Below are 17426 nucleotides of genomic sequence, written 5' to 3'. Positions count from 1 at the left end.
CTTTCAAACAGCAGCAACGCTGCGCCGTTGAACAGAAAATCAACATAACAATCCGCCAACCCACAAGCAATGGCGGGCCGGGGTTTTGGCGGCGCGATCACAGATCGTCGGCATCGAACAGAAGCGACCCGGCCGCAGCCGGATCGCTTGCGTAGGAACGCGATTACAGAACGTTAAAGTTGATATCGCCAATATAGAGCGATCCGTTGAGCGGCAGATTGGTCAGGTCGATATAAAACAGTAACCATTGCTGGCTGCCGTCGGCGATATTGCGCGGCGCTTGGCCGCTGCCGACGTTGAAGTCGCTGGCGTTGCCGAACATGCCGATCGCCGTTTTCGGCTCGGTGGTCACGGCGATTGAACCGTAATTCCACGTGTTTTTCACGTTGGAGAAATAGTACCCCGCAGGCCCTGAAGTGCTGCGCATGCCCTCACCGGCAAACGCATAACCGGCGGAGGCATTAAACGCTTCACTTCCCATGACCCGCAGGTTGCAATAAGGCACCCGTCCTTCGCCCATCGGCATCGGCACGGCGATGCGCTGGCTGCCGCTGGTCGGAGCGGTCTTCCGGATTTCAATGACCTTACCGGTAAAGCCGGATCCGGCCGGCGCCTGCACCGTTTGCACCAGATAACTGCCGCCGGTAAACGCATAGCCATACAGCGTAGCCATACAGCGTAGCCATACAGCGTAGCCATACAGCGTAGCCATACAGCGTAGCCATACAGCGTAGCCATACAGCGTAGCCATACAGCGTAGCCATACAGCGTAGCCATACAGCGTAGCCATACAGCGTAGCCATACAGCGTAGCCATACAGCGTAGCCATACAGCGTAGCCATACAGCGTAGCCATACAGCGTAGCCATACAGCGTAGCCATACAGCGTAGCCATACAGCGTAGCCATACAGCGTAGCCAGATAGGAGGTAACCTGTTCGGCGGTCTGCAGCCGCAACATTCTGTTATTGGCTGAAGTCAGCGGCTGCAAGACCGGGCACTGGTTCTGGTTAACCATAAAGCAACCCTGAGCGTGCAGTTGGCCATTGCCGGAAAGCAGTGAAGCATGCCCGTAGGTGTTCTCAAATTCGCAATCCTGCAGATTGACCCGGCTGTGATATTGCTGAGCATCGAAATAAGAAGGGGCGGTAATAGGCACGTTGATGGTGCCGTAGAATTTAGTGCCGACGGCGTTAAAACGGCCGCTGCCGGTGATCACCACGCGGCTGCCGACGTTGGTGCTGTTAATCTCCATATGCCCGCCGAGCATGCAAACGCGGGCATTTTTGATGAGAAAACCGACCTGTTGGTAATCGATGGAGCAGTTAACGAAGTTATGCGCGCCGCCTTCCAGATTGATCACGCCGCCGTTGCCAAAGGTGCAATTGGTGTAGCTGAAATTCTCACCGGCATCGGCAATCCCCGCGGGGTAATAAAGATCGCCCCCCGCATTCTGAGAAAAATAGGTGTCATAAAAACGAACCAGATAAGCGCGGGCGCCGTATTGCACCGCCGGCGCCGTGCGGAAATTGTAGAACTTGGCTTCGCGGATCACACAGCGACAAAAACGGAAATCCCCCGCCGCGCCGTCGCCTTCAAACAGCATCGCCGTCACGCCCAGGTTGCCGGTGCCGCTATCGATGCGATTAGGACTGCAGGGGTATATTTCCAGCTTTTCCAACGTGCACTCAATCGTCGGACGGTTCTTCTCGTTATACAACCGCAGCAGCGCCTTGGGCGCATCGGCATTCTGATTGAAGCCCTCGTTGGCGAAGAGCGCGCCGCCGTTGGCATAAAGATTGATGCGCGTATTCCAGGTAACGGTGGCGCTCAGGCCATACTGCCGATTGCCCTTGAAACGCACGCCTGCCGGTTTAGGCGTCCAGTTGATATAGGTGCCGCCCGGCGCATCCCCTGACGCGGCCGGGGGAATAACCAGGGTATCGATCAGCCAGTTCAGCATGCGGCTGAATGCGGGGGCATTGTCGTGACCGTCATTGACGAAACTGCCGGTCTTGCTGCGATAGAACGGCTTGGCGCCCCACCACTCTGGATCGACGCAGTCTTCAAAGACCCGTTCCCAGATTGTCCCGTTGGCGTCCTTAATCAGCATGACGCCGTCGACATTCCAGCGATCTGCCGTCGGGCTGGCGAGTTGCTTGATAAATCGTCCGCCGGTACCGCTGTCCGTAACGACAATTTCTTCGGTATTGGTGGTGTTTGACGCAACGTCATCCAGCGTGGCGACGTAATAGATAGAACTTTGTGCAGGCAGTGCCATAAATGATTCCTCAGTGATATGCCGGAAACCGCAGTTCCCGCCGGGAATTCAACTATATCGATCCGAAAAAGAACGGGTTAACACCGCCCGCACGCTGGCGCATGACAGGACATCGCGCCCGCTTAAGGCTGCGTATCCAGCAGGTAGCGCACCACCGCGGCATACTCTTTGGCATAGCCGTCGACGCGGGTGCTGGCCATGCCGGCGTTGTCGATCTTGTACTTGCCGGCAACGTAGAACGACGGCGTGGCGCGCACGTCCAGCGCCTTCACCGCTTCGTTTTGTTTGGCGACCAGCCCCTTCACCAGCAGGCTGTGGCGGGCATTTTCGTAGGTGGCGGCATCCACGCCCGCCGCGGCGAACACCCGCTGAATATCTTCCACGCCGTTGATGGCGCGCTTCTTCTGCACCGCTTCGAACAGCGGGCCTTCGATCTGGTCTTCGATGCCCAGCGTCATCGCCACCGCCCAGGCTTCGGTCAGTTCATGGCCCAACTTGCCCATCAGGCCGACGTGATACTTGGTCAGCTTGGTGCCGGTGGGCAACGCCTGGCTGACGGTGCTGCCCACGCGGTAGGTTTCGGCAAACTGATAGCAGGGGCCGCAGTAGAAAGAGAAAAACTCCACCACCGCAGGCGCGGCGGCCACCGGCTTGTCCAGCCGGGTATACTGTTCACCCGCACGGTAATCCGCCGCCTGAGCGGCGGGCAACAACAACATCAGTAACGCAACGGCAATCGAAGGCTTCAACATAAACACTCCAGGTTCAGATTTGGACATCGTCCACAATTGCGGTGTTTATAATCAAATAAGCGGCCGATGACCAGCCTTTATTACCTGTTGTTTATGTGGGATTAAGCTCAACGCCCTTCGTAGCCGTCCCAGAAAGCGCCCACCGCTTCCTGCGACAATACCTGTTTGTATTTGGCATTGGCGGTGCTGCTGTAGGTATGGTTGATAAATACGTTCTTCCGCTCCATCCCCTGCTGGAATTCAGGGCTGGCCAGATAATCGGCTTTTTTCTGGGCTTCACCGCGGGCCACGCCCGCAGCCCGGTCTTTTTTGCCCAGCTGGTAGAATTGCTCGAACATCGGAATGGCGTTTTTGATGCTGCTGTTAACATCGGTGCGGAACTGCGGATCGAAATCGTCGCGGGTCTGGTAAACGTAGTGCCTGGCGTGTTGCTCCGCGCTGCCGGCGTGGTTGGCGCAGGCGCCGAGCGCCAGCAAGGGAAGCAACATGGCGCTTTTCAATATTCTCATCTTTCCGAGTCCTTATCAGCGAATGAAATGTCCTTTTAACGCCCCACGATTATAAAGGCGGCGGGGCGCTCGTCAATCGGCGAGATAACGCATAGCGTATTGTTTTAAATTAATATTATATACACCGATTGGTATTTGCCGGCTGAAACACTATGCTTTAGACAGGACATTGAAAGACGCGGAGCCCCCCTGACACCGAGGCAACCAATGAAACCGATCGATAAAAACGTGGGGGAGTATGACCTCACGGCGGAAAAGAAAGCGGGCATGATCACCGGCACCATCAGCGGCGAGCTGCCGGACAGCGACGCCAATTTGCCGCTGGTGCCTTTCTCCGGCACCTTCGCCGGCCCCAGCGTGGCCGAAGCCATCGCGGATATTCAACAGCAGTTCCCGGACATCGAGCCGGCGATTATCGACGATCTGCGTGAAGAGCTGCTGAAAGCCGGCTACTAGAGCGCGTTACCGGTGGCGGACAAACGGGCTGTATTCCGGTGCGCCGGGCCGCAGCGCCAGCTCGGCGGTAAAATCCTCGTTGCGGTTGAACGGCACCTCCGGCCAGCTGCGTTCCTCGGCCAGTCTTGCCCGATAGTCTCGCACCACCTGCGCCAGCCGGCGGTCTTGCGCCTGCCGCTCCCCGGCGGCCAGCCCGCCGCGCACCCCGTAAACCAGAAAAGGCTCGAGGATGCCGAAGCCGATATAATGCAAAGCGTGCATGATCGGCCACAGCATCAGCCGCATATCGCCATCTCGCCCGTCGGGTGCGCAGGCTTGCTCGGCGGCGCCGGCGGTAACGGTCAGCAGCGCCCGTTTGCCGCGCATCACGCCATTTTCATGCCGATGCCGGCTGTCGTACAACCCGCCGTAAACGAACACCCGATCCATCCAGCCCTTAATGATGGCCGGCGCGCCGAACCACCAAAACGGGAACTGCAGGATCAGCCGATCGGCCTGCCGCAACAACGCGATATGGCGCTGAACCTCGGCCGGCAAGGCCCGGTTATCCCAGTGGTGGCGCTGCTCCTGCATCGGATCGAACCTGTCCCGGTCCTTTCTGTTGGCGTAGTTGCCCGCCGCTTCACGCGGGTCGAAGTCTTCCTGATAGAGATCGATCGTCGTCACCCGGTGCCCCTGCGCCCGATAAACCTGCCGCGCCTGGGCCGCCAGGTGCGCATTGAAGGACTGCTTTTCGGGATGAGCCAGTACAATCAGAACGTTCATGATGCCTCTCCAAAAATGGGGGTGTGCTGTTATGCTGGGGTTTTCCGCAGCCGCTTTCAATTACGCACCTTGAGGTAACCACCCTATGGCGTTCCCCGGCGACGTGTATTCCAGCAAGTGTTCTGCGCGCGATGCGTTGGCGTTGATTTCCGGCAAGTGGGTCATGCTGATCTTGCCGGCGCTGGCCGCGCGCCCGATGCGCAACGGCGAGTTGCTGAGGCGTATAGAGGGCATCTCGCAAAAGGTGCTGACGCAGACGCTGCGGCAGCTGGAGCGCAGCGGCCTGATTGAACGGCTGGACTTCAGCGAGCGGAAGGCGGCGCACGTCGAATATCGCCTGACCGCCGTCGCTCATTCGCTGGTAGATACGCTGGTGGCGCTGGATAAATGGGCCGAGCACCACTTTCCCGAGTTGGATGCCGCCCGTGAGCGCTACGATGCAGAAAAATAGCTTAAAAATGAAAAGAGCGGTGAATTAGCCGGCAATATGGCGATATAGAATATTCTTACTTACGCAATCTTTGCGGTTTCCATACTATTCCCATTATTGTCAACCCGACGCTCCGCGGACGATACTGTCCACCTCGATTTTATTATTAAGGTTATATTATGCGTCGTATTCTGATGTTAGTCAGCGCGCTGTGCATTGGCGCCATGCTGTCCGGTTGCTTATTCCCACCGCCGGGTGGCGGCGGTGGCGGTGGCGGGCGCGGCGGCCCGGGCCATCACTTCAACGGCCCACGCTAAATAACAAGCCCTTTCATCGGGGCTTTATTGTTCATTTTATTCCGCCCCTGGCAGCCAACCCACAGGATATAATAATGAAAAAATTAATGCTTATTATCACCGCCGTCCTGGCGTTAAACAGCGCACAGGCTTTTTCCGCGCCGCCGGTGAATGATCATCACGATAAACCGCGCTTGCAGCAAGAGGTGCGGAAAAAACCGCATCACAATAAAAAGCCGCGCCCGCCTAAAAAGAGCCCGGCAAAACGTCCGGTGGAGACCCACCCCGAGCGCCATAAATAATTGCCGCTACGGCTGCGCCCTGCCGAGCGGCCGCGCTTACGGCGCTTTGGCCCGCAAGGTGTCGCCGCTGCGAATAAAATTGCCGGCGCCCAAATGATGAATGGTGTGCAGGCTCGCATTGGCGTCGGCGAAATTCCACCGGCCATTCTGGAACACCCGCTCATCCGCCGCCGCACTCAGCACCTCGCCAAAGCAGGTGTCGTATTTTTCCTGCGCCCCGCTCTCCGGCAGCAGCCGGCACTCCAGCCAGGCCACGCACCCTTGCTCGATCAGCGGTACATTCAAGGTGGTGCTGGGGACTGCGGTGATGTTGAAGCGGGAAAACTTGTCCTCCTCCGCCCCGGAAACGCTGCCGACCGCATAGGTGGTGTCGATAAACATCGCCGCCGGCACGCAGATGCCGAACGCCCCGCTTTCTTCGATCATCAGCCGGGAATGCGCCCCCTTGTCGACCACGATGGCGATGCGCGGCGGGCTGAATTCCACCGGCATCGACCAGGCCGCCGCCATTAGGTTGCGCCTGGCGCCATCGCGGCTGCGGCTGGTGATCAGCACCGTCGGACCATGATTGAGCAGGCGGCTGGCGTGTTCGAGCGCGACGGGACGAAAATAAGTCATGACAAATCCTTGGACATGGGGCAAGTGCCCGCAGTGTAGATCTGCGCCGCAACCACGATCAATGGCGCCGGCGGTGGCGCCGCACAGAATGAACAGGTTCACGTCCCGCCATCCATTATCTATAGTTAACTCAGTTCGCCTCACGGCCCTAACCAACCAGAGAGAATCCCGTCTTGATGCCATTAAAACACCCTACCGCCGGTTTGCTGCTAGCGAGCGCCGGCCTGCTGAGCGCCGGCAGCGCGCTGGCCGCCGCCGATTCCCTGGTGTACTGCACCGTGGCGTCGCCGGAATCATTCAACCCGCAGCTTTCCACCTCCGGGCCGACCTTTATCGCTACCTCACAGGTGCTGTACAACCGCCTGGTGACGCTGCGCGAAAGCGATAAAACCCCGGCGCCTTCGCTGGCCACCGAGTGGGCCATCAGCCCGGACGGCAAAACCTACACCTTTACGCTGCGCAAGGGCGTAAAATTCAACAGCAACAAATACTTCACCCCGACGCGCGACTTCAACGCCGAGGACGTGGTGTTCACCGTGATGCGCCAGAAGGACGCCAATCATCCGTATCACAAGGTGTCCGGCGGCAACTACGAGTACTTCACCGACATGGGGCTGGACAAGCTGATCACCAAGGTGGAAGCGGTGGACGACAACCACGTGCGCTTTACCCTGAGCCAGCCCAACGCCGCCTTTCTGGCCGACTGGAGCATGGATTTCGCCTCGATCCTGTCCGCGGAATACGCCGACGCGATGCTGAAGAAAGGCACGCCGGAATACGTCGACAACTGGCCGATCGGCACCGGTCCGTTCGCGCTGCAGCAATACAAGCAGGACTCGCTGATCCGCTATGTGGCCAACCCGCACTACTGGCAGGGCGAGGTGGCCAGCAAACACCTGATCTTCTCCATCACCCCGGACCCGCAAACCCGGCTGGCCAAGCTGAAAACCAACGAATGCCAGATTATCCCGGCCCCGCTGCCGGAGCAGTTTGACGCCATCAAGGCCGATAAAAACCTGCAGTTGCATAACATTACCGGCCTTAACGTCGGCTATCTGGCGTTCAACACCCAGAAAAAGCCGTTCGATAACCTGCTGGTGCGCCAGGCGCTGAGCTATGCGGTGGATAAAAAGGCGATCGTCGCCGCGGTATTCAAAGACAGCGGCACCCCGGCCTATTCGGTGCTGCCGCCGGGCATGCTGGGCTACAACGAGAAGCTGCCGGAATACGCCTACGATCCGCAAAAGGCGCGCGAGCTGCTGAAGCAGGCCGGGCTGGGACAAGGCTTTGAGACCGACATCTGGTCAATGCCGGTGCAGCGCCCTTACAACCCCAACTCGCGGCGCATCGCCGAGATGATCCAGAGCGATTGGGCCAAGGTGGGCGTGAAGGCCAAGATTGTCACCTGGGAATGGGGCCAGTATCTGGCCGGGCTGCGCAAAGGCGAGCAGCAGAGCGCACTGTACGGCTGGGTGTCGGATAACGGCGACCCCGACAACTTCGCCACCCTGCTCGGCTGCGCCGGCGTGCAAAGCGGCGCCAACGTCGCACGCTGGTGCGACCAGGGCTACGATCGGCTGATCCAGCAGGCGATCCAGGTCAGCAAGCCCGAAGAACGCGCCAAGCTTTACCGGCAGGCGCAGACGATCTTCGCCAAACAGGTGCCCTGGCTGCCGCTGGCGACCGGCAAGGTGTTCTACGCCACCCGCGGCAACCTCAGCGGCTACGTGGTTGACGTGAACGGCAGCGATTTCGCCAAGGCCAAGCTGAACTAGCGGCCTGCTTCGCCCCCGTCGCCGGCGGGGGCGGCAACGCTATCGATATCACCGATACCCATGCGCCGGCGCTTTCCTCGGCCGTAACATTTGGTTACCATCGGCAGACATGCGATTTAACCTCAAAAGGTAACCCGGTGCAGAACACTTATATGCCGATGCAGATCCGTCTGCACTGGCTGGTCGCGATCCTGTTGGTCATCACCTGCACCACCATTGAGCTGCGCGGCTTTGCCGAACCCGGCACCCCGCTGTGGTACGTGCTGGTCGTCACCCATTTCAGCTGCGGAGTAACGGTGTTCGCCTTGATGATTGCCCGCCTGCTGCTGCGCTGGCGCCACGCCTCCCCCGCCATCACCCCCAAACCGCCGAAATGGCAGACCGGCATGGCGCATCTGGTGCATACCCTCATCTACCTGCTGTTGCTGACGCTGCCGGTGCTGGGCGTGTATTCGCGCTACCTGGGCGGCAAAGAGTGGTTTCTGTTCGGCCTGCCGATGCCCTTTGCCGACGTGGCGGATCGGCCGCAGGCGAGGATGATTATCGGCTGGCACAAGACGCTGGCGTCATTCGGCTATTGGCTGATTGGCCTGCACGCCGCCGCCGCGCTGTTCCATCATTATATCGTTAAGGACAATGCGCTGGTGCGCATGCTGCCGCTGATGAAAAAGCGCTGAATAGAGCAAATCAAAGGGGGAACTGATTACCGTCAGCAGTGTGAAAAAGTGCGCGACGAGCTGATTTCCCTCGGGGTCGCATGGCCGCCAGAGCCCCGTTAATAACCGAGACAGGGCCGAGCCGAAGATGCGCTGGCGCCCCCTGCCGATAAAGGGGCGCCGCCGCGGAGAAACTTAAATCAACCCGGGATTGTATTTCTGGTTGAACTTGTCTTCCGACTGGAAGAGATAGTAGATGCCTTCAATAAAGCCGACAATAGACGGGATCCCTGTCCAACAGAAGATCAGATAGAACAGCCCCCACCATTTCATTCCCAAATAAAACTTGTGAATGCCCAGGCCACCTAAAAATATGGCCAACAGGGCCGCAGCGAGCTTGTCTTTTCTGCTCATTTCTCACTTCTCCTTAGCTATCACCGAACCACCGGCATGACCAAATGCCGCGCCGCAGATCGCGGCGCGGCAACACGGGCTTGCGAAGCAACGGCAAACGCCCGCGCTCGCAACGCCAAATCAGGTTAATGATAGCAGCAGATAAGTAAACGGCTGTTTAACCGGCAACAGGCTGGCGGGGGCTAGCCGCCGGCCAGGCAAAGCCGCACCCGAGATCGGGCGCGGCTTTTCGGCATTACCGCAGGTTGGCTTTAAAGAACGAGCTCAGCTTATCGAAAGGGATCAGATCGACGCGATCGTAGAGATCCACATGGCCGGCCCGCGGAACGATGTACAGCTCTTTCGGCTGCCCCGCACGTTTGTAGGCATCTTCACTAAACTCTTTCGAGTGCGCCCGCTCGCCGGCAATAAACAGCATGGGGCGCGGTGAGATGGTCTCGATGTCATTAAACGGGTAGAAGTTCATAAACTTGCCGATACTGCTCAACATCGGTTTTGTCGTCAGCTCGGCCTTCTCGCCCGGCGGGGTATATGCGCCGCGCGGGGTGCGATAGAAATCGAAGAACTCACGCTGAATCGCAGGCGTTGAATCATCAAGTTTGTTAAGGGTGCCGGGAATATAAGCTGTTTCTTCGCCCTTAAACTCGGCCAGCCGTTGCTTCGCCGCCGATTCAATAAAGGCTTTGCGCTGCTCTGGCGTAACGGAATGCTGCAGGCCATTACGGAAAGCCGCCCCCATGTCATACATGCTGACCGTGGCGATAGCCTTCATGCGCGGATCAATTTTCGCCGCGCTGATGACGAAGCTCCCGCTGCCGCAGATCCCCAAAACGCCAATGTTTTCCGGCGAGACGTAGGGCCGGGTGCTCAGATAATCGACCGCGGCGCTGAAGTCATCCGCATAAATTTCCGGAGAAATCAGATGGCCGGGCTTGCCTGCGCTTTCGCCCCAGAAAGACAGATCGATCGCCAGCGTGACGAATCCCTGCTCCGCCAGTTTTTGCGCATACAGGTTTGAGCTCTGCTCCTTTACCGCCCCCATCGGGTGGCCGACGATGATGGCCGGCAGCCGGGCGTTGTGGCTCATGCCTTTCGGCATAAACAGGTTGCCGGCGACATTCATCCGGTATTGATTTTTAAAGCTGACTTTTTGCCGGCTGACCTTGTCGCTTTTATAGAAATTATTCGCGCCGTTGGACATATCGGCGCCTGTGGCGGCAAAAGCGCTGATTAACAGCCCAAACAGCAAGGTGAAGGTTCTCATTAAAGCTTCCTCAGTGGGTTAACGATCTTTGCGCGACGTCCAGAGCGTCAGGGCGGCAGCCATCGCCAGTAACATGGCGCTCAGGGTGAATGTGCTTTGATAACCGCGGTGATCAAAGGCCAGGCCGCCGAGGGTGGACCCCAGCGCGATGGACAGCTGCACGACCGCGACCATCAGGCCGCCGCCCGCTTCGGCGTCGTTCGGCAAGGTTCTGGCGAGCCAGGTCCACCACCCCGTCGGCGCTGCGGTGGCGATAAGCCCCCAGAAACCGAACAGCGGCGCGACAATCCATACGCTGTGGCCGAAAGCCATCAGCCCCCCGGCAATGGCGGCCATCAGCAAAGGGATGGCGATAAGCGTGGGGTAAAAACCCGCCTGCAGAAACGCGCCGATCAGCAGAGTGCCGATAAATCCCGTCACCCCGATGGTCAGCAGAATGAAAGACAACGCCGGGATATCTACCCGCGTCACCGTTTCCAGAAAGGGGCGAACGTAGGTAAACAGAGCAAATTGCCCCATAAAGAACAGCCCGCAGGCCGCCAGGCCAACCGCCACCAACGGATCCGCCAACAGGCGAAAAACCGCGCCGCCGGGTTGCGCGCCTGTAGCCGCCTTCATCTTCGGCAGGCTGAACCACTGCCAGACAAAGGCGAACAGCGCCACGGGAACCAGGCAGAAGAAGGCACCGCGCCAGCCGATAAGCGCCCCCAGATAACTGCCGAGCGGCGCGGCGACAACGGCGGCCAGCGCGTTGCCGCCGTTAAAAATGGCCAGCGCACGCGGAACCTGAGGCTGCGGCACCAAACGAATGGCGGTCGCCGCAGACAGCGACCAGAAACCGCCAATGGCCACGCCGATCAGGGCGCGGCCGGCCATATAGATGAGGTAGCTTGGCGCCAGTGCGATAACGGCGCCGGAAAACGCCATCAGCGCCGTCATACCCAACAGCAAGACTTTGCGATCGAGATTGCCGGCAAGCGTTGAGATCGACAGGCTGGTCAGCACCGCCAACGCGCCGGAGATGGCGATCCCCTGCCCTGCCAGCCCTTCGCTGACGCCCAAATCCCCTGATATCGGCGTCAGCAGGCTCACGGGCATAAACTCCGACGCAATCAGGACAAACACGCACAGCGTCATGGCGAATACGCCGCTCCAGTAGGCGCGTTCCCGGCGGGATACCTCGCTCGACAGCGTGGACATAAATACGACCTCCAAATAGTGGCCCGGCAATTTCAGGCAAGCCGGGGCCGGACGCTAGGGATGGGAATAACGTCAAAAAGAATGTGGTGAGAATAAAGAGAGGCGGCGTGTATTCGCTGCGGGGTAACGATCTCTTGCTTGAAATTCTACACGCAGGGCGTAGGGTGACTAGCTAATGAATGCTTAATGAGCTTATAAGCTCAGGTTATTAATCAACAGGGCCAATCCGATGAGACGCAATTTGAACGACCTGCTCTATTTCGTTACGGTGGCGCGCGAGGGCAGCTTTACCCGCGCTGCCGCGCAGTTGGGCGTAACCCAGCCGGCGCTCAGCCAGGCGATTTCCGGGCTGGAGGAACGCATGCAGATCCGCCTGCTGACCCGCACCACCCGCAGCGTTTCCCCCACCGCGGCCGGAGAGCGCTTGCTGCAGGCCATCGGCAACCGCATCGACGAGATTGAAACCGAGCTGGATATGCTGACCGAATTGCGCGACAAGCCTGCCGGCACCGTGCGCATCACCTGCGGCCCGAACGTGTTGCGCACCACGCTGCTGCCGAAGCTGACGCCGCTGCTGCGCGAATATCCGGATATCCGCATCGAGTTCGATGCCAATCATGGTTTCAGAGATATTGTGGCGGACCGCTTTGATGCCGGAGTGCGGCTCGGCGACACCATCGATAAAGACATGATCGCCGTGCCTATCGGCCCCAGACTGCGCATGGCGGCGGTCGCCTCGCCGGACTATTTTGCGCGTTATCCCCTGCCCCAAACGCCGCAAGAGTTGACGCAACATCTGTGCATCAATCAGCGGATGATCAAATCTGGCGGGCTATACGTGTGGGACTTTGATCAGGATGACGGCGACCTGAACGTACGCGTCGGCGGCCAGCTCACCTTTAACACTTCGGAACATATTGTCGATGCGGCACTGGCGGGGCTGGGTATCGCCTTCTTGCCCGAAGAGGAATTTGGCGCGCATATCGCCGAAGGACGGTTGATCCGCGTGCTGGAGCCCTGGTGCCGCCCTTTCCCCGGCTATTACCTGTATTACCCCAGCCGCAAGCAGCCTTCACCGGCATTTTCGCTGGTTGTGGATGCGCTGCGAATGTTCGAGCCTGGCAGGGGCCGCCGGGCTCGCTAAACGGCGGATTCGTCAGCCGGCCGAAAATTGGTTATTATCCGCTCCCGCTCTTTACCCGGCAGCCCGATGTCTACGATTTTCGATAGCTTTATCGCCCCGCCGTGCCATGACCAGATAGAAATCCTCTATCAGGACGCGCACCTGGCGCTTATCAATAAACCCGCCGGGCTGCTTAGCCTTTCGGGGAAAAATCCGCAAAATCTGGATTCGGTGCATCACCGGCTGGTGCAGATATTCCCCGGCTGCACCCTGGTGCACCGCCTGGATTTCGGCACCTCCGGCCTGATGGTGATCGCCCGCAATAAGGCTATCAATGCCGCTCTTTGCCGGCAGTTCAGCCAACGCACGGTGACCAAGGTGTACAGCGCGCTGCTGTGCGGGCACTTGGCCGACAACGAAGGGGTGATAGACGCCGCGATCGCCAAAGACCCGGCGCTGTTTCCGCTGATGTCGATTTGCGCCCTGCGCGGCAAGCCCGCGCGCTCCCGCTATCGGGTGGTCGAACGCTTTTACCATGAGCCGGCGGAGGGGAGATTGCTGCCATTGACGCGGGTGCGGCTAACCCCGGAAACCGGGCGCACGCATCAACTGCGCATCCATTGCCAGCAGTTGGGCCACCCGATTTGGGGCTGTGACCTGTATGGCGGCCGCCTGCCGCCAGGCACCGAGCGCACCCCGCGGCTGATGCTGCACGCCAGCGAGCTGCATTTTGTTCACCCCATCAGCGAAGAGTGGGTCAAAGCCCAGCATGCCAGCCCGTTCTGAGAGCCAAAGCCGACCGGGGTATGGGTTACCACATCAAATCATCGGGCACTTTAAAGTCGGCATAAGGATCGTCTTCATCCTGCTCTTCCTGGCTCAGCGCGCTGTTTAATACGATACTGTCCGCATCCCGCTGCGCAATTTTATCGGCGACGCTCGCCGGGATGATGGCATATTGGCTCTCGCCGCCGTTATCCGCCACCAAACGGGCAATCGCCAGGCGGCCGCTGATCAGCTGGGCCTGCGTCGGCTTATCCACAACGATTTTTTTAATTAAATTGTTGTCGGTGAAGTTAAAACCGATATCGCCTTTTGAAATGTCGACTCTGTTCATTTCAATCAGCTGCTTCACCTGCGCTTTATATTCTTTGGATAACGCGGCTTGTTTTTGCTGCTCGTTTAGCTGCTTATCACGCTCGAGCTGGGCTTTTTTATTTTCTTCCACCGCCTCTCTGGCCTCGCGCGCCTGAACGCGTGATTTTTTAGCCGTTCTTTGGACCTTGGCCATTTTTTTGCTGGTCACTAAACCCGCTTTTAGCATCTGCTCTTGTAAGGTGAGTTTTGTCATCTTCGCTTCTGAATCCGTTGAATAATTGGTGGGATTATACCTGCAATTTTTGAGGCTGCGCCAGGTTGCAGGCCCCGATCGCCACGAGGCTTGGATCTGCAAGAGTCTATCAGAGGCTGGCGGGCCACGCTCTCTGGATTAGTCCCTTGCAGGCAGAGATTAAGCCGCCATAAACCGATACGGCAAAAGTTGCCGCGCCTTTTCTATAATAACAAGCAAGCGCGCTGCGGGTGGGCCGGCAACCCTTTGATTGCGGGGAAACAAACCCGATGTTGTTTGCAGTAGACTGCGGGAGCAGGGTTATGCCGATAGAAGACACCGATCTCAACCTGTTTCAGGCTACCGGGGCGCCGCCCCTTCCCCCGGCCGCAGTTGCAGGCCGGCTGGAGCATGAGGGGGCGCGTATCTGGTATGCCACCTGCGGTGACGGCCCGCCGGTTTTCCTGCTGCACGGCGGATTGGGCCACTCCGGCAATTGGGGCTATCAGGTGCCGGCGCTCGTCAACGCCGGCTACCGCGCGGTGCTGATCGACAGCCGCGGCCATGGCCGCAGCTCGCGCGATCGCCGGCCCTATTCTTATGAGCTGATGGCCGGCGACGCGCTGGCGGTGATGGACAGGTTGGCTCTGGAACAAGGCTATTTCGTAGGATGGAGCGACGGCGCCTGCACGGCCCTTACCCTTGCCGCCACGCAGCCCAGCCGAACGGCCGGAGTGTTTTTCTTTGCCTGCAACATGGACCCCACCGGCGCCAGAGAAATGCAGCCGGCCCCCAGGATAGATCGCTGCTTTGCCCGGCACCGGCAGGACTATGCGGCGCTCTCGGCCACGCCTGACGGTTTCGAGGATTTTGTCGCGGCAGTCACCGAGATGATGCGGACCCAGCCCAACTATTCGGCAGACGACCTGAGAGCCATCGCCGTGCCGGTCGACATTGTGCTGGGAGAACAGGATGAGTTCATTAAACGCGACCATGCGGTTTATCTCGCCTCAAACATTCCCGGCGCAACCCTGACCATCTTGCCCGGCGTGAGCCATTTCGCCCCCTTGCAGCGGCCCGCGCTTTTCAATCAGGCGGTGCTCAGCTTCCTGGACAGGCTCACGGCGACTCGCTAGGTGACTTATCTTGCTGCTGGAATAAGAGTGGCGGTTTGGAGCGAAGTATAGTCATTCGCAATTTATTACTACCGGATGTGTTTTGATAATGTTTGCGTACATGATTGGCAGGTCAGATCACCCCGCGAAAATTTTCAGCCTGATATTTCCGTAAGAAGGAAGAAATATTATTTCATTTTAGCTCCATCATGTTTTGTGTGACCAACTCGAAAGGTGCAATATCACCAATTGTGTAATTGCATTGAAAATACTGTCTCAACTCTCCCCCCCCATTATGCGGGGTGAACCAGACGGATTGGCAGTTCGGTTAATCATAGCAGTGATGGAGGACACGCCATCACGAAGAACAATCTTAATGTTTTCGCCGTCTTTACCAAAGTATTGAGAACTCACTGCCGACACATTAAAGAACCCTCTACGCCAGTACGTATCTGCCATGTTGAAAGTGAATTTTTTAGTACGGCTATGTGTGATGATTTCAGCTTCAGTTGATATTACCTCATCACTCTTCAGTATTTTCCTCTGAATTCCATTCCATTCAGGACTGATGACACTAATGATTGAGTCCTCAAGACCAGCAGCAAGATTCAAGTGAAATTGCCCGTAGTGTATCAGTCCCGAATCTGGAAGTACGAAGATATCAACGGCAACATTATTAGACAGCATCTCGATAATGTTAGCGTTATTTTTAATATTCGTAGATTGGGAAGGACCAGGACGTGAATAGTGGTACATCCTATTACGTAGTAAACGAGTGGTTTTACCAATGTACTTTACTTCACCATCACAAACAAATGCATACAGGTTGTTTTTAACATCTAAGAATCTGTCATCGAGATGATACTTTAAACTTCCATCTACGATCTGCCAAGATCCTACCTTGATAAAACCAATCTCAATTAAACGATTCATGTTAGGGGTTCAGATGTAAAGAGTAAAAGAATTATACATGCTACCATGCTCGCCGTCGTTAAACACAGTTTGATATCAGTACTGTCTGCTGCTGGCACATAGCAGCCCTGCTCCTGCTCCCAAGCAACTTTAAGCGCTCTTCACCCGCCTTTATGAAACCACATTCCTATCAGCTGGAAGCAACTCGTCAGAAATGGCGCTGTAGTGAGATGTTGAACATGCCGATGCATCGCTGCCAAATCTGCTCCGCCACAATTTTGCTACACCCACAGCGCGCAAAGACGCACCTCAGTGCTGAACAAGGCCAAACACTGAAAATTTAACTTGATGGTTTCATGAAGAAAGATGGTGCCGATAATAGGAGTCGAACCTACGACCTTCGCATTACGAATGCGCTGCTCTACCAACTGAGCTATATCGGCATAAGCCGGGCCGGCGGGGCGCGGCGATGTGCGTTGAACAACTTAGACCTGCGCGCGAAGTGAGTCAATAGTCACCGGGTCGCTTGATTGTTTTGCCGGCAATGGTTAATTGAAAATCGTGCCGCACAGTCATAAAGTGCAGCACATGCAGCTCCCATCATTCGCCACGCATCGCATCAGCATAGCGGGAAGGCCATATTTCCGATGGCGGCAGCTCCAGCGCTTCGGCGATCAACCGCTCCCCTCTCGGCCAACGTCGAACCAGAGCGTTAGCCAAGGTTGAAGATGCCAGCCCCGCCTCTCTGGAAACTGCCGCCAACGTCGTGCCCTCCTTCTTTAAAGCGGCGATAACGTCCGCCGGGTGCCAATCGTGTTTATCCATCATGCTTAATCCTCCTGGTGACCGCTCCCCGCAATTATCCCGTTTTGGGATAATTGCGGGGAGCGCAGATATTCGATTTTGGGATATCACTCGCGGAAAACCTCATGACCTCAGTTTATTCGGCAGAATATCAATTGATTATCAAAACACTTCGGGATGCTCGCGTAGAGAAGGGCATAACACAGGCGAAGCTGGCAGAAGAACTGGGGCGTCCGCAATCTTTTATCGCCAAGGTCGAAAATGGCGAACGAAAATTGGATGTCGTGGAATTTGCGCTGATCGCGCGATTACTGGATGTGGATACCGGCCCGATTATCGAACGTATTGGGCGCAAAACCAAAAAGCTGGCATAGAGGGAACGGGCTCACCGCTGCCCTTCAACGGATAAAGGCCCGGCTCGATCAT

22 protein-coding genes and 1 tRNA gene are annotated in these 17426 nt (G+C 57.5%); 10 read left to right on the top strand and 13 right to left on the bottom strand.

Annotation, left to right across the window (positions count from 1 at the left end; genetic code table 11):
• Positions 1–163 precede the first annotated feature (163 nt).
• The 4 genes from D7I37_RS11900 to D7I37_RS11885 form a co-directional block, all read right to left on the bottom strand.
• Positions 164–673: a hypothetical protein gene (locus tag D7I37_RS11900; RefSeq protein WP_242502909.1), complete on the bottom strand. Its 510-nt coding sequence runs from the start codon at positions 671–673 to the stop codon at positions 164–166.
• Positions 585–2279: a hypothetical protein gene (locus D7I37_RS11895; RefSeq protein ID WP_242502908.1), complete on the bottom strand. Its 1695-nt coding sequence runs from the start codon at positions 2277–2279 to the stop codon at positions 585–587. Before D7I37_RS11895 ends, D7I37_RS11900 begins: the two co-directional genes overlap by 89 nt.
• A gap of 122 nt (positions 2280–2401) precedes the next feature.
• Positions 2402–3031: a DsbA family protein gene (locus D7I37_RS11890; RefSeq protein WP_129543716.1), complete on the bottom strand. Its 630-nt coding sequence runs from the start codon at positions 3029–3031 to the stop codon at positions 2402–2404.
• Positions 3032–3138: 107 nt separating this feature from the next.
• Positions 3139–3540, bottom strand: coding sequence for an Exc2 family lipoprotein (locus tag D7I37_RS11885; RefSeq protein WP_129543715.1), 402 nt, complete (start codon positions 3538–3540; stop codon positions 3139–3141).
• Between the two features lie 207 nt (positions 3541–3747).
• On the opposite strand from D7I37_RS11885, the gene D7I37_RS11880 reads away from it, so the two are divergent.
• Complete coding sequence (locus tag D7I37_RS11880; protein WP_129543714.1) at positions 3748–3996, top strand: hypothetical protein; 249 nt, start codon at positions 3748–3750, stop codon at positions 3994–3996.
• 6 nt (positions 3997–4002) lie between these two features.
• Here the strand turns inward: D7I37_RS11880 and D7I37_RS11875 are convergent, their stop codons facing one another.
• Entirely contained in the window at positions 4003–4761 is a 759-nt protein-coding gene (locus tag D7I37_RS11875) for an NAD(P)H-dependent oxidoreductase (RefSeq protein ID WP_095095947.1), read from the bottom strand.
• Between the two features lie 85 nt (positions 4762–4846).
• On the opposite strand from D7I37_RS11875, the gene D7I37_RS11870 reads away from it, so the two are divergent.
• The 3 genes from D7I37_RS11870 (at position 4847) to D7I37_RS11865 (ending at position 5789) form a co-directional block, all read left to right on the top strand.
• Positions 4847–5212, top strand: coding sequence for a helix-turn-helix domain-containing protein (locus D7I37_RS11870; RefSeq protein WP_095095944.1), 366 nt, complete (start codon positions 4847–4849; stop codon positions 5210–5212).
• 158 nt (positions 5213–5370) lie between these two features.
• Complete coding sequence (locus D7I37_RS27020) at positions 5371–5508, top strand: hypothetical protein (RefSeq protein ID WP_165283094.1); 138 nt, start codon at positions 5371–5373, stop codon at positions 5506–5508.
• A 74-nt stretch (positions 5509–5582) separates the two neighbouring features.
• Entirely contained in the window at positions 5583–5789 is a 207-nt protein-coding gene (locus D7I37_RS11865) for a hypothetical protein (protein ID WP_061796155.1), read from the top strand.
• A gap of 36 nt (positions 5790–5825) precedes the next feature.
• Here the strand turns inward: D7I37_RS11865 and D7I37_RS11860 are convergent, their stop codons facing one another.
• Positions 5826–6407: a flavin reductase family protein gene (locus tag D7I37_RS11860; protein WP_129543713.1), complete on the bottom strand. Its 582-nt coding sequence runs from the start codon at positions 6405–6407 to the stop codon at positions 5826–5828.
• A 176-nt stretch (positions 6408–6583) separates the two neighbouring features.
• Between D7I37_RS11860 and D7I37_RS11855 the strand changes: the two genes are divergently transcribed.
• Both D7I37_RS11855 and cybB read left to right on the top strand, forming a co-directional pair.
• Positions 6584–8182, top strand: a complete 1599-nt coding sequence (locus D7I37_RS11855; protein ID WP_129543712.1) for an ABC transporter substrate-binding protein — start codon at positions 6584–6586, stop codon at positions 8180–8182.
• A gap of 152 nt (positions 8183–8334) precedes the next feature.
• Positions 8335–8859, top strand: a complete 525-nt coding sequence (gene cybB / locus D7I37_RS11850; RefSeq protein WP_095095936.1) for a cytochrome b561 — start codon at positions 8335–8337, stop codon at positions 8857–8859.
• A 174-nt stretch (positions 8860–9033) separates the two neighbouring features.
• On the opposite strand, the gene D7I37_RS11845 is transcribed toward cybB, so the two are convergent.
• From D7I37_RS11845 to D7I37_RS11835, 3 genes are all read right to left on the bottom strand, one after another.
• Positions 9034–9252: a TM2 domain-containing protein gene (locus tag D7I37_RS11845; RefSeq protein WP_061796147.1), complete on the bottom strand. Its 219-nt coding sequence runs from the start codon at positions 9250–9252 to the stop codon at positions 9034–9036.
• 235 nt (positions 9253–9487) lie between these two features.
• Positions 9488–10516, bottom strand: coding sequence for an alpha/beta hydrolase (locus tag D7I37_RS11840; protein WP_061796146.1), 1029 nt, complete (start codon positions 10514–10516; stop codon positions 9488–9490).
• A gap of 18 nt (positions 10517–10534) precedes the next feature.
• Entirely contained in the window at positions 10535–11716 is a 1182-nt protein-coding gene (locus D7I37_RS11835; RefSeq protein ID WP_095095933.1) for an MFS transporter, read from the bottom strand.
• A gap of 229 nt (positions 11717–11945) precedes the next feature.
• Here D7I37_RS11835 and D7I37_RS11830 point away from each other — a divergent pair, with 229 nt between their 5' ends.
• Together D7I37_RS11830 and D7I37_RS11825 are read left to right on the top strand one after the other, a co-directional pair.
• Positions 11946–12860 (top strand): LysR family transcriptional regulator, encoded by a 915-nt coding sequence (locus tag D7I37_RS11830; RefSeq protein WP_061796144.1) that lies wholly within the window; start codon positions 11946–11948, stop codon positions 12858–12860.
• A 66-nt stretch (positions 12861–12926) separates the two neighbouring features.
• Positions 12927–13625, top strand: a complete 699-nt coding sequence (locus tag D7I37_RS11825) for an RluA family pseudouridine synthase (protein ID WP_061796142.1) — start codon at positions 12927–12929, stop codon at positions 13623–13625.
• Positions 13626–13650: 25 nt separating this feature from the next.
• On the opposite strand, the gene D7I37_RS11820 is transcribed toward D7I37_RS11825, so the two are convergent.
• A complete protein-coding gene (locus tag D7I37_RS11820) occupies positions 13651–14190 on the bottom strand; it encodes a DUF2058 domain-containing protein (RefSeq protein WP_061796141.1) in 540 nt (179 codons plus the stop codon).
• Positions 14191–14492: 302 nt separating this feature from the next.
• Between D7I37_RS11820 and D7I37_RS11815 the strand changes: the two genes are divergently transcribed.
• Positions 14493–15305: an alpha/beta fold hydrolase gene (locus D7I37_RS11815; protein ID WP_095095924.1), complete on the top strand. Its 813-nt coding sequence runs from the start codon at positions 14493–14495 to the stop codon at positions 15303–15305.
• Between the two features lie 255 nt (positions 15306–15560).
• Here the strand turns inward: D7I37_RS11815 and D7I37_RS11810 are convergent, their stop codons facing one another.
• From D7I37_RS11810 to D7I37_RS11800, 3 genes are all read right to left on the bottom strand, one after another.
• On the bottom strand, positions 15561–16217 hold the full coding sequence (locus tag D7I37_RS11810) for a GIY-YIG nuclease family protein (RefSeq protein ID WP_242502907.1): 657 nt from the start codon (positions 16215–16217) through the stop codon (positions 15561–15563).
• 346 nt (positions 16218–16563) lie between these two features.
• A tRNA-Thr gene (locus D7I37_RS11805) sits at positions 16564–16639 on the bottom strand.
• A gap of 157 nt (positions 16640–16796) precedes the next feature.
• Entirely contained in the window at positions 16797–17021 is a 225-nt protein-coding gene (locus tag D7I37_RS11800) for a helix-turn-helix transcriptional regulator (RefSeq protein WP_061796381.1), read from the bottom strand.
• Between the two features lie 104 nt (positions 17022–17125).
• Between D7I37_RS11800 and D7I37_RS11795 the strand changes: the two genes are divergently transcribed.
• Positions 17126–17374, top strand: a complete 249-nt coding sequence (locus D7I37_RS11795; RefSeq protein WP_129543711.1) for a helix-turn-helix domain-containing protein — start codon at positions 17126–17128, stop codon at positions 17372–17374.
• Positions 17375–17426 lie beyond the last annotated feature (52 nt).

This window comes from Serratia sp. 1D1416, assembly GCF_003641105.1.
GTDB lineage: Bacteria > Pseudomonadota > Gammaproteobacteria > Enterobacterales > Enterobacteriaceae > Serratia > Serratia ficaria.
Note: the sequence above shows the minus strand (reverse complement) of the source record. Positions and strands in the feature narration are given on the sequence as shown.